General features: G+C 54.8%; 9 protein-coding genes. 4 read left to right on the forward strand and 5 right to left on the reverse strand.

Annotated elements, in window-relative coordinates:
- Positions 1 to 11 precede the first annotated feature (11 nt).
- The 3 genes from brnQ to phoB all read right to left on the reverse strand — a co-directional run bounded on the left by brnQ (position 12) and on the right by phoB (position 3,772).
- Entirely contained in the window at positions 12 to 1,331 is a 1,320-nt protein-coding gene (gene brnQ, locus HV345_RS17835; protein WP_016152017.1) for a branched-chain amino acid transporter carrier protein BrnQ, read from the reverse strand.
- Between the two features lie 405 nt (positions 1,332 to 1,736).
- Positions 1,737 to 3,032, reverse strand: coding sequence for a phosphate regulon sensor histidine kinase PhoR (gene phoR / locus HV345_RS17840; RefSeq protein WP_181635879.1), 1,296 nt, complete (start codon positions 3,030 to 3,032; stop codon positions 1,737 to 1,739).
- A gap of 50 nt (positions 3,033 to 3,082) precedes the next feature.
- Positions 3,083 to 3,772, reverse strand: a complete 690-nt coding sequence (gene phoB, locus HV345_RS17845) for a phosphate response regulator transcription factor PhoB (RefSeq protein ID WP_003021496.1) — start codon at positions 3,770 to 3,772, stop codon at positions 3,083 to 3,085.
- Positions 3,773 to 3,962: 190 nt separating this feature from the next.
- On the opposite strand from phoB, the gene sbcD reads away from it, so the two are divergent.
- From sbcD to araJ, 3 genes are all read left to right on the forward strand, one after another.
- Positions 3,963 to 5,165 (forward strand): exonuclease subunit SbcD, encoded by a 1,203-nt coding sequence (sbcD, locus tag HV345_RS17850; protein ID WP_049282007.1) that lies wholly within the window; start codon positions 3,963 to 3,965, stop codon positions 5,163 to 5,165.
- A complete protein-coding gene (gene sbcC, locus HV345_RS17855) occupies positions 5,162 to 8,308 on the forward strand; it encodes an exonuclease subunit SbcC (protein ID WP_181635880.1) in 3,147 nt (1,048 codons plus the stop codon). The genes sbcD and sbcC overlap by 4 nt, the downstream gene beginning before the upstream one ends.
- Before the next feature lie 187 nt (positions 8,309 to 8,495).
- Entirely contained in the window at positions 8,496 to 9,668 is a 1,173-nt protein-coding gene (gene araJ, locus HV345_RS17860) for an MFS transporter AraJ (RefSeq protein WP_181636706.1), read from the forward strand.
- Positions 9,669 to 9,695: 27 nt separating this feature from the next.
- On the opposite strand, the gene mak is transcribed toward araJ, so the two are convergent.
- Complete coding sequence (mak, locus tag HV345_RS17865) at positions 9,696 to 10,604, reverse strand: fructokinase (RefSeq protein WP_181635881.1); 909 nt, start codon at positions 10,602 to 10,604, stop codon at positions 9,696 to 9,698.
- A gap of 91 nt (positions 10,605 to 10,695) precedes the next feature.
- Here mak and rdgC point away from each other — a divergent pair, with 91 nt between their 5' ends.
- Entirely contained in the window at positions 10,696 to 11,607 is a 912-nt protein-coding gene (gene rdgC, locus HV345_RS17870) for a recombination-associated protein RdgC (RefSeq protein WP_003021479.1), read from the forward strand.
- Between the two features lie 50 nt (positions 11,608 to 11,657).
- Here the strand turns inward: rdgC and ppnP are convergent, their stop codons facing one another.
- Positions 11,658 to 11,942: a pyrimidine/purine nucleoside phosphorylase gene (gene ppnP / locus HV345_RS17875; RefSeq protein ID WP_181635882.1), complete on the reverse strand. Its 285-nt coding sequence runs from the start codon at positions 11,940 to 11,942 to the stop codon at positions 11,658 to 11,660.
- Positions 11,943 to 11,961: the final 19 nt, after the last annotated feature.

Consider the following 11,961-nt stretch of genomic DNA (forward strand, 5'->3'; position numbering starts at 1 on the left):
TGTCAGTGATATTAGTGTGCGCTGGAGGTCACTTGTCGACCCGCTGCACGATCCCAGATAACTGCCAGGACCACCATCACGACTGTTGGCATCAACCACGCCAGCCCCTGCTCCGCCAGCGGTAAACGCTGGGTCCAGGCCGGTAACACGTCGCCAATTGCAGAAGCTTTAATGCCATCAAGGATACCAAAAATCAGGCTGATAAACATCGCAGGTGCAATGACGCGGGAAGAATTATGCCACCATGAGCGGGTAAAACTTAATACAACCAGTGCGATACATGGCGGATAGATAGCCGTCAGCACCGGAATAGAGATCTGAATCAGATGGCTCAGACCCAGGTTAGAGACCACCATCGAGAAGCCGCCGAGGATAAATACCAGCGTACGATAAGACAGTGGAACGTACTGGGCAAAGAACTCTGCGCACGCGCAGGTCAGGCCAACCGCGGTGACCAGACAGGCGATGAAAATCAACGCCGCCAGCAGGAAGCTCCCTGCGCCACCAAAGGTGTGCTGAACATACGCATGCAGAATTGCCGCGCCGTTAGCAGACTGATCGACCAGAATTGCGCTATCTGAACCCAGACGGAACAACGCGAGATACAGCAGCGTTAAGCCCACACCCGCCATCAAACCCGCCCAAACGGTATAACGGGTCAGCAGACGCGCTTCAGTAACGCCACGCGAGCGAGCGGCGTTGACGATAACAATACCAAATACCATCGCGCCCAGCGTATCCATGGTCAGATACCCGTTCACGAAGCCATTAGAAAACGCAGCAGTTTGATAGGCTTCCATCGCATTGCTGATCGGGCCTGCTGGCCAGACGATTGCGGCGACAGACAGGACCACCAGCGCCAGGATTTTCAGCGGGGCCAGGAAATTACCAACCGTATCCAGCAGTTTGCCCGGATACAGCGAAACCAGAATCACAATCGCGAAATAGACCACGCTGTAGATAAGCAGTGGCAGCGCGGAGTCACCGGTCAGCGGTGCAATCCCGACTTCGAAAGAGACCGTCGCGGTACGCGGCGTAGCAAATAACGGTCCAACAGCCAGATAGCACACGGTCGCCAGCAGCAAACCAGCGACTTTACCGATAGGCGTGCTCAGTCGGTCCACACCACCACCGACTTTCGCCAACGCGACAACGGTAAGTACCGGCAGGCCAACGGCGGTAATCAAAAAGCCAAAAGCCGCAGTCCAGACGTGTTCACCTGCCTGCAAACCAACCATTGGGGGGAAGATGATGTTACCTGCACCAACGAACAGTGCAAATGTCATAAATCCCAAAGCGATAATATCGCGCGATTTTAACTGATGGGTCATAAAGTCTTACTGCCTGTGGATGTGGTGTTGAAAATAATAAATTTTTGCCTTTCCCTGGGGGACAATACAGCGGCATTTTTGCTCAATTCCAGCGGGAAACACTCCCAGACTGGCGCGGCGAAGAATAGTTTTTCGATTTACCGCGTTAATGCAGTCGGTATGACAGCACCTGGAGCGCAATTTAAACGCTTATAACGTTTTAAAGCAAGGTGGGATCCAAAAACCAGAACAATATAGCGATATGAAAAATGGGGTTAGCACAAAACACCATTTCATGGAAAAAGGTATGGGTAATAGTTCGAACAAAAAACAACCAAACGTCGTAAAATTCAGGATGGTTATATTGACCGCATAGAAAAAGCCAGCTTGCGCTGGCTTTTGGAAAGATTATCTTACGAATGCGCCTTAACCGTTAATTTTGGCAATTAAACGTTCCGGGATCACGAAACTAAATCGCGTCCCAACGCCTGGTTCGCTTTCGATATTCAAGCGACTGTCGTGATGATGCAGCGCATGCTTAACGATGGCCAGACCAAGTCCGCTGCCGCCCGTTTGCCGCGATCGCGCCTTATCCACACGATAAAAACGTTCGGTTAAGCGTGGAAGATGCTCGGCGGCAATGCCTGGACCGTTGTCTTCCACGCAAAACTCCGCCCCCGACGCCACATGCTGCCAGCGTACGGTAATGTGCGTTCCCGCTGGCGTATGGTTCACCGCGTTGTAGACGAGATTCGAGATAGCGCTACGCAACTGCTCCTCGTTACCCCGCACATTCAGGCTGTTATCAACATCAAAGGTAAACGTATGTTTTTGCTGGCTCAGCGTTTGCGCTTCGTGTTCGAGCACGCGCAGCATCATGGGCACATCGACCTTCTCATTCAGCAGCAGCGTCGGCGCAGCCTCAATTTTTGACAGCGTCAGCAGCTGTTTCACCAGCCCTTCCATGCGATACGTTTGTTCGCGCATGGTATGTAGCGCTTTTTCACGCGTCGTCCCTTCCAGCGGATGCTCCTGCATCATTTCCAGGTACCCTTGTAACACCGTCAGCGGCGTACGCAGTTCATGGCTGGCGTTGGCGAAAAAGTTACGTCGTGAACCTTCCAGTTGATGCATCTGGGTAACGTCGCGCGCCACCATCAGCAGTTGCTTATCGGTATAGGGCATCACGCGAATTTCCAGATGCCGTCCGGTATTGAGTACCAGATTGATCGGTCGGCTAAAATCGCGCGTTTTCAGATATTGTGTAAATTCCGGGTAGCGCAACAGGTTAAGAATATTTTGCCCGCTATCGTCCGGCCAGCGCAGTCCCAGAACCAGCTGGGCCAGTCCGTTACACCAGAAGATACCGCCTTCTTCAGTGGTCAGCACCACCGCGTCGGGTAGCGATTCCGCCCCGCTGCGAAAACGTTTAATCAGATTACCCAGTTCACGACGGCGCTTTTTGTTGCGCAGTTGCATTTGATGCAGCCCGTACAGCAACGGCTCCCAACTGCCTCGCCCCGGCGGCGGCGTCATGCTTCTGTCGACCCATAGCCACCAGGACAAACGTAATAAATTCCAGAAATGCCAGATAAGCAGGCCCGTTACCGACGCCAGTAAAAACCAGGGCAGGTAACCGAAAAAAGCGCTAAGGATAAATGCCGGTATGCAGCACAGGATCAGCTCCAGTACCAACCTTTTCCATGACAATCGTTCTAGCAAACGTCTTACTCCCTATACGGCCTAATCCTTCAGGCCCTGATTCTTGTCAGTCAGAAGCGGGTTGAAAAACGATATCCCGTCCCGCGAACCGTCTGCACCATACGATCGTGTCCGCTGTGCTCCAGCGCCTTACGTAAGCGGCGGATGTGCACATCCACTGTCCGGTCTTCCACGTACACATTGGTTCCCCAGACATGATTAAGGAGTTGCTCGCGACTGTAGACACGCTCGGGATGAGTCATAAAGAAGTGCAATAGTTTGAATTCGGTCGGCCCCATATCCAGCGGATCCTCGCCGGTCATCACGCGATGCGAGGTGGGATCAAGGCTTAGCCCCTGCATTTCTATAACCTCTTCCACCGCCATCGGTGAAATACGACGCAGAACTGCTTTAATACGCGCCACCAGTTCCTTGGGAGAAAAGGGCTTGGTAATATAATCATCCGCGCCGGTTTCCAGCCCCCGGACGCGATCTTCCTCTTCCCCCCTCGCCGTCAGCATCATCACCGGGATATCCCGCGTCATCGCTTCGCGCTTGAGATGTTTAATAAACTGTAGACCCGAGCCGCCGGGAAGCATCCAATCAAGCAGGACGAGATCCGGCCAGGGTTCATTGAGTTGGTTCACAGCACTGTCATAGTCTTCGGCTTCAACGGGTTGAAATCCGTTTTGCTCGAGCACGAAGCAGACCATTTCACGAATTGGAGCTTCATCTTCTACGACCAGAATACGTCTCGCCATGATTTGCCCTGTTTGTAATTAAATCGTTTGCCATCAATACAGTGCCATTATGCGTCAGTTTTATGACAGATTTATGAAAAGATAGTCCAGGTTTAACGCAGCCCGGCGAATTATGACAGCCCGGAGACAAGATATTCCCACTCGTGAAGGGTTATAATCCCCGCCATTGTTTTACCGTCATGGAACTCTTATGCGCATCCTTCACACGTCTGACTGGCATCTGGGCCAAAATTTCTACAGCAAGAGCCGCGCCGCCGAGCATCAGGCCTTTCTCGACTGGCTGCTGGAAACGGCACAATCCCAGCAGGTGGATGCCATTATTGTGGCAGGCGATATTTTCGATACCGGCTCACCGCCTAGCTATGCCCGTGAGCTGTATAACCGTTTTGTCGTCAATCTGCAGCAAACCGGCTGTCATCTGGTGGTGCTGGCAGGCAACCACGACTCCGTCGCCACGCTCAATGAATCCCGCGATATCCTGGCGTTTCTCAACACCACGGTGGTTGCCAGCGCTGGCCATGGGCCGCAGATACTGCCGCTACGCGACGGTACACCGGGGGCGATCCTGTGTCCGGTGCCTTTTTTACGTCCGCGCGACATCATCACCAGCCAGGCCGGGCTGACAGGACAAGAAAAACAGCAGCATTTACTGGGCGCAATCACCGACTATTATCAGCAGCAGTATCAGGATGCCTGCACGCTGCGCGGCGACCACAATCTTCCCATCATTGCGACCGGGCATTTGACCACCGTCGGAGCCAGTAAAAGCGACGCCGTACGTGACATTTATATCGGTACGCTGGACGCCTTCCCGGCGCAAAACTTCCCACCGGCAGACTACATCGCGCTGGGACATATTCACCGGGCGCAGGTTATCGGCGGCACGGAACATATTCGCTACTGCGGCTCGCCGATTCCTCTCAGTTTTGACGAGTGCGGCAAAAGCAAATGTGTACATCTGGTGAGCTTTGACGCGGGGAAACTCAGCGCCGTTGAAAATCTCACCGTGCCGGTTACGCAGCAGCTTGCGGTACTGAAAGGCGATTTAGCCGCCATTACTACCCAGCTTGAGCAGTGGCGCGGCGTGCAGCAAGAGCCACCGGTGTGGCTGGATATTGAAATCACCACCGATGACTACCTGCATGATATGCAACGTAAGATCCAGGCCTTAACCGAAGATTTACCGGTAGAAGTGCTACTGGTGCGCCGCAGTCGTGAACAGCGCGAACGCATTATGGCCAATGAACGACGTGAAACGTTAAGCGAGCTGAGCGTGGCAGAGGTTTTTGACCGCCGCCTGGCGCTGGAAGAACTCGAAGAACCGCAGCGTGAGCGGCTTAACCAGCTGTTTAGCGCAACCTTACAAACGCTTGCCGGGGAGGCTGAAGCATGAAAATTCTCAGCCTGCGCCTGAAAAACCTCAACTCCCTGAAGGGAGAATGGAAAGTCGATTTTACGGCAGAACCGTTTGCCAGCAACGGGTTATTCGCCATCACCGGACCAACGGGTGCGGGGAAAACGACCCTGCTGGACGCAATTTGCCTTGCGCTGTACCACGAAACGCCACGCCTGAATACCGTGTCACAGTCGCAAAACGACCTGATGACCCGCGACACCGCGGAGTGTCTGGCCGAGGTCGAGTTTGAGGTGCGGGGCGAAGCCTACCGCGCATTCTGGAGCCAGAACCGGGCACGCAATCAGCCGGAGGGCAATCTGCAGGTCCCTCGCGTAGAGCTGGCCCGCTGCTCCGACGGTAAAATCCTCGCCGATAAGGTCAAAGATAAGCTGGAGATGACCGCCGAGCTTACCGGGCTGGATTACGGACGTTTTACCCGTTCGATGCTGCTGTCTCAGGGGCAGTTTGCCGCATTTCTCAATGCCAAACCGAAAGAACGCGCCGAGCTGCTGGAAGAGCTGACCGGCACTGAGATCTACGGCCAAATCTCCGCCATGGTATTTGAAAAGCACAAATCAGCGCGTACGGAACTGGAAAAACTGCAGGCCCAGGCCAGCGGTGTTGCGCTGTTAGCGCCAGAACAGCTGCAATCTCTGACAGAAAGTTTGCAGGTACTTACTGACGAAGAAAAACAATACCTTACCAGCCAACAAGCCCAGCAGCAGCACCTCAACTGGCTCATGCGGCAAAATGAGCTACAGGCTGAGATAAACCGCCACCAGCAGGCATTACAGGCTGCACTTCAGGCGCAGGAAGAGGCGCAGCCGCAACTGGCGGCGCTGAGTCTGGCACTCCCAGCCAGAGCGTTACGCCCACACTGGGAGCGAATCCAGGAACAAACGGCTACGATTGACCGTACGCGACAGAAGATTCAGGAAGTGAATGCTCGCTTACAAAGCAGCTTAGCGCTGCGCGGACGTATTCGTCAGCAGGCACAAACGCAGTCGGCCGCTATGCTCGCCGGACAGCAAACGTTAACCGACTGGTTGAAGGAACATGACCGCTTCCGTTTGTGGAGTAGCGAACTGGCAGGATGGAAAGCGCTGCTGGCCCAACAGTCCGACGCCAGCGTCCAACTGCGCCAGTGGCAGCAGTTGCGGGAGAACGACACGCGCAAGCTCGATGCGCTGGCGCTTCCCACGCTGACCCTTTCGGCACAACAGGTAACGGAAGCGCTGGCGCAACATGTGCAGCTTCGTCCGTTACGCCAGCGGCTGAGTAATCTGCACGGGCAAATCGCCCCGAAGCAAAAGCAACTGGCGCAGCTACGCGCCACGCTTGTGCAGCGTCAGCAGGAGCTGGCCCAGCGCAATGCGGTGCTTACAGAAAAGCGTCAGCGCTATAAAGATAAAAATCAGCGGCTTGCCGATGTGAGAATCATTTGCGAGCAGGAAGCCCGGATCAAAGATCTGGAAAGCCAGCGGGCACTATTGCAATCCGGCATGCCTTGCCCACTTTGCGGCTCCACCACGCACCCGGCGATTGAGCGCTATCAAACGCTCGAACTGAGTGTGAATCAGACACGGCGTGAAGCGCTGGAAAAAGAGGTCAAAACGCTGGCCGATGAGGGTTCAACGCTACGCGGTCAACTTGAGGCGATAACCCAGCAACTTCAGCGCGATGAACGCGAAGTACAAACCCTTTCTCAGGAAGAGCAAGCACTTACTCAAGAGTGGCAGACCGTCACCGCCAGCCTCAACGTGACGCTGCAACCGCAGGATGACATCGCCCCGTGGCTTGCCGCCCAGGAAGAGCACGAGCAGCAGCTTCACCAACTGAGTATGCGTCATACCCTGCAGGCGCAAATCACCGCACACACAGAGCAGATTACTCAGCTCCAGCAGCATATTGACCAGCGTCAGGCAACGTTAACCGCCGAGCTGGCCCGTCATGGTCTGTCCCTTCCGGCCGAGGGTGAAGTCGCCTCATGGCTGAGCGAGCGGGCGAACGAAGCGCAAATGTGGCAGTTGCGCCAGAACGAACTGACTGAATTACAGGCTCGAATCGCCCAGCTTGCGCCGGTGCTGGAAACGCTGCCTGAAACCGATGCGCTTGGTGAAAACATTGAGAATCTGTCGCTGGAAAACTGGCGGCAGGTGCACGACGATTGCCTCTCTTTACAGGGGCAGTGGCAAACCTTACAGCAGCAGGAGGTGCAGGAGGTTCAGCGCGCTGCAGAAATTCAGGCGCAGTTTGATACCGCATTGCAGGCCAGCATCTTTGCCGATCGCGACGCCTTTATTGCCGCCCTGCTGGATGAAGAGACCTTTAACCGCCTTGAACAATTGAAGCAATCACTGGAAGGCCAGCGACAGCAGGCGCAAACGCTGCTTAATCAGGCGCAGCAGGCGCTGGCGACTCATCAACAACAGCTACCAACCGGGGTGGATCTCACGCTCACCGTGCAACATCTTCACGACGCGCTGGCGCAACTCACCCAGCAGCTACGGGAGAACACCACTCGTCAGGGCGAAATTCGCCAGCAGCTCAAGCAGGATGGTGAAAACCGCCAGCAGCAGCAGGCGCTGATGCTGGAGATTGCGAAAGTCGCACAGCAGGTCGAAGACTGGGGCTATCTGAACGCGCTGATCGGCTCGAAAGAGGGAGATAAATTCCGCAAGTTTGCCCAGGGGCTGACGCTGGATAATCTGGTCTGGCTTGCCAACAACCAGTTGACCCGTCTGCACGGTCGCTATCTGTTGCAGCGCAAGGCCAGCGAAGCGCTGGAGCTGGAAGTGGTTGATACCTGGCAGGCCGATGCCGTGCGTGACACGCGTACGCTTTCCGGCGGCGAGAGCTTCCTCGTGAGTCTGGCGCTGGCGCTGGCGTTGTCCGATCTGGTCAGCCACAAAACGCGAATTGACTCCCTGTTCCTCGACGAAGGTTTCGGCACGTTGGACAGCGAAACGCTGGATACCGCCCTGGATGCGCTCGATGCGCTCAACGCCACTGGCAAAACCATTGGTGTCATCAGCCACGTTGAAGCGATGAAAGAACGCATTCCGGTGCAGATCAAGGTCAAAAAAATCAACGGACTGGGCTACAGTAAACTCGATAAAATGTTTGCAGTTGATGCCTGATAGCAGCTCAGCACCTGGAGGCCGGATATGCGCCAGCGCTATCCGGCACAGCACATAGCACGATCGTGAATACACAAAGACGGATATGAAATGGCATTCCACTTCGCTTATCCGCAAGCTATCTCTATTGGCGGCGAACGTTCGCCGCTATGGCGCATATCGTGCGTCTTTCTTGTTGGCAGGTGGTATGAAAAAAGTCATTTTCTCTTTAGCTCTGGGGACATTTGGGCTGGGCATGGCCGAGTTTGGCATCATGGGTGTACTCACCGAGCTGGCGCGGGACGTGGGAATTTCCATCCCTGCCGCTGGCCATATGATTTCGTTTTACGCTTTTGGCGTGGTGCTGGGCGCGCCTATTATTGCGCTCTTTTCCAACCGCTTTTCTCTCAAGCATATTCTGCTGTTTCTGGTCACGCTGTGCGTGATCGGCAACGCCATCTTCACCCTCTCCTCCTCATATTTAATGCTGGCGGTGGGCAGGCTGGTTTCCGGCTTTCCACACGGCGCTTTTTTTGGCGTTGGCGCGATTATCCTGTCGAAGCTGGCCCGTCCGGGAAAAGTCACCGCCGCCGTCGCGGGCATGGTTTCGGGTATGACCGTTGCTAATCTGATTGGTATTCCCATCGGCACCTGGCTGAGCCAGGAATTTAGCTGGCGCTACACGTTTCTGCTGATAGCCGTCTTTAATATCGCCGTGATGGTCTCGATAACTTTTTGGATACCCAACATCAGCGATGAAGCCAAAGGGAAACTGCGCGAACAATTTCACTTTTTGAAAACCCCCGCCCCGTGGCTCATCTTTTCCGCCACCATGTTTGGTAACGCCGGGGTTTTCGCCTGGTTCAGCTACGTCAAACCGTACATGATGTTCATCTCCGGCTTTTCCGAAGCGCTGATGACCTTCATCATGATGCTGGTGGGATTGGGGATGGTGTTGGGAAATCTGCTGAGCGGTCGTCTTTCTGGCCGCTATACGCCGCTGCGTATTGCGGTAATAACCGACTTTGTAATTGTGCTGGCTCTGCTGCTGCTCTTTGCCTTTGGCGGGATCAAAGTCGCGTCGCTGATCTTCGCCTTTATTTGCTGCGCGGGCCTGTTTGCCCTGTCGGCGCCGCTGCAAATTTTGCTGCTGCAAAATGCTAAAGGGGGTGAGCTGCTGGGTGCGGCTGGGGGGCAAATTGCCTTTAATCTCGGCAGCGCGATTGGCGCCTGGTGCGGTGGTATGATGCTGACGCTGGGCTTTGCCTACAACTACGTGACGTTACCGGCGGCGCTGCTGTCGTTTTCTGCAATGTCGTCGCTGCTGCTCTATGGTCGCCTGAAGCGCAGCGTATCCCGGATGACTCCCGCTGCCGGATAGCCTCTGCGCTACCCGGCAACGCGAACATTACTCCTGCGGCCACAACCAGGCCGCGCCGCGCACGCCGCTGGAGTCACCGTGCAGCGCCTTGCGTAGAGGCGTTTCGCACTCGCCGCCAAAGACAAACTTTTTAATCAACGTTGGCACGTTTTGATACAGTCGGTCGACATTACTCATTCCACCGCCCAGCACGATTACATCCGGATCGAGAATATTCACCACATGTGCCAGTGATTTTGCCAGACGCAGCTCGTACCGACTCAACGCCTGTTCCGCCTGGGCATCCCGGGCATTAACAAGACTGATAATTTCACTGCCCTTGAGCGACTTACCGCTCAGACGCTGGTAGTCGGTGGCAAAACCGGTTCCGGAAATGAAGGTTTCAATGCAGCCTTGCTTGCCGCAATAGCAGGGCACTTCCTGCCGATAACGCAGTTCGTCTTCATCCATCCACGGCAGCGGATTATGCCCCCACTCGCCCGCAGTACCGTTCCCGCCCGTGTGCGCCCGGCCGTTCAGCGCCACTCCAGCGCCACATCCTGTACCGATAATCACCGCAAACACGGTTTGCGCCCCCGCCGCTGCACCATCAACGGCTTCAGAAACCGCCAGGCAGTTGGCATCATTTGCCAGCCGCACTTCGCGATTCAGACGCGTACTCAGGTCTTTGTCAAAAGGTTGCCCGTTAAGCCAGGTCGAGTTGGCATTCTTCACCACTCCGGTGTAGGGCGAAATTGAACCGGGAATGCCCATCCCGACGGTTCCCGACTGCCCGGTGGCCTTTTCCGCCATCTCCACCAGCGCGGCGATGGTTTCTATCGTTTGCCGATAATCATCACGCGGCGTGGGCAGGCGATGGCGAAAAAGCTGTTCGCCTGCATCGCCAAGCGCGATAACTTCCGTTTTCGTACCGCCTAAATCGATACCTATACGCACTGTTTGCTCCTCTTCCCGATTAACAATGCAAGCATAGCGACAATTCGCTATCATGCCCGCTGGATTTAACGACAAGGCCGTGGAAATTATCATGCTGTGGTTCAAAAATTTAATGGTTTACCGTCTTAGCCGCGATGTTTCTTTGCGTGCCGAAGAGATGGAAAAACAGCTGGCATCAATGACGTTCACCCCTTGCGGTAGCCAGGATATGGCAAAAATGGGCTGGGTTCCGCCGATGGGATCGCACAGCGATGCATTAACGCATACCGCCAATGGCCAAATTATTATCTGCGCCCGCAAAGAAGAAAAAATTCTGCCGTCGCCGGTTATTAAACAGGCGCTGGAAGCCAAAATTTTCAAACTGGAAGCTGAGCAAGGTCGCAAACTCAAGAAGACCGAAAAAGACTCGCTGAAAGATGAAGTTCTGCACTCATTGCTGCCGCGCGCCTTTAGCCGTTTCAGCCAGACGATGATGTGGATCGATACCGTCAACGATCTGATTATGGTTGATTGCGCGAGTGCGAAGAAAGCCGAAGATACGCTGGCGCTGCTGCGTAAGAGTCTCGGTTCGCTGCCGGTCGTTCCGCTGACGATGGAAAACCCCATTGAGCTGACGCTGACCGAATGGGTTCGTTCCGGTACAACGGCACAGGGATTCCAGTTACTGGATGAAGCCGAACTAAAAGCGATCCTTGAAGACGGCGGCGTGATCCGCGCGAAAAAGCAGGATCTGGTCTGCGACGAAATCGCCGTGCATATCGAAGCGGGCAAACTGGTCACCAAACTGGCCCTCGACTGGCAGCAGCGCATTCAGTTCGTAATGTGTGACGACGGCTCTATTAAGCGTTTGAAGTTTAGCGACGAGCTGCGCGATCAGAACGAAGATATTGACCGCGAAGATTATGCTCAGCGTTTTGATGCCGATTTCATCCTGATGACGGGTGAACTGGCGGCGCTGATTAAAAGTCTGGTGGAAGGATTAGGCGGCGAAGCGCAACGTTAAGCCGTACTTACCGAATGGCGGCACAATGTCGCCATTCGTCATTTCTATGCTTACAGATAGCGGCAAAGATAGGATGTTGGCTCTGCCACCTGCAGATGAAACTCACTGTTGCCCGATACGTTGAACACGTCCCCTGCGGCATACACCTTCCACTCGGTTTCCCCCGGCAGCAGCACGTTCAGTGCGCCGCTAACGACAGTCATCTCTTCAGGCGCCGCAGTACTAAAGGTATATTCGCCTTCAGCCATCACGCCAACACTGGCGCGGCCAGTACTGCTGCTGGTAAAACCGATCGATTTTACTTTGCCGGAAAAGTATTCATTACTTTGAAGCATACAACTGGCCCTATCTCGT

It is taken from the genome of Citrobacter sp. RHBSTW-00986, from assembly GCF_013783065.1.
Classification (GTDB): Bacteria; Pseudomonadota; Gammaproteobacteria; order Enterobacterales; family Enterobacteriaceae; genus Citrobacter; species Citrobacter braakii.

Coding starts and splice junctions, on each gene's coding strand:
- sbcD (WP_049282007.1), top strand. CDS start 3,963: ATGCGCATCCTTCACACGTCTGACTGGCATCTGGGCCAAAATTTCTAC.
- phoB (WP_003021496.1), bottom strand. CDS start 3,772: ATGGCGAGACGTATTCTGGTCGTAGAAGATGAAGCTCCAATTCGTGAA.
- araJ (WP_181636706.1), top strand. CDS start 8,496: ATGAAAAAAGTCATTTTCTCTTTAGCTCTGGGGACATTTGGGCTGGGC.
- sbcC (WP_181635880.1), top strand. CDS start 5,162: ATGAAAATTCTCAGCCTGCGCCTGAAAAACCTCAACTCCCTGAAGGGA.
- rdgC (WP_003021479.1), top strand. CDS start 10,696: ATGCTGTGGTTCAAAAATTTAATGGTTTACCGTCTTAGCCGCGATGTT.
- ppnP (WP_181635882.1), bottom strand. CDS start 11,942: ATGCTTCAAAGTAATGAATACTTTTCCGGCAAAGTAAAATCGATCGGT.
- brnQ (WP_016152017.1), bottom strand. CDS start 1,331: ATGACCCATCAGTTAAAATCGCGCGATATTATCGCTTTGGGATTTATG.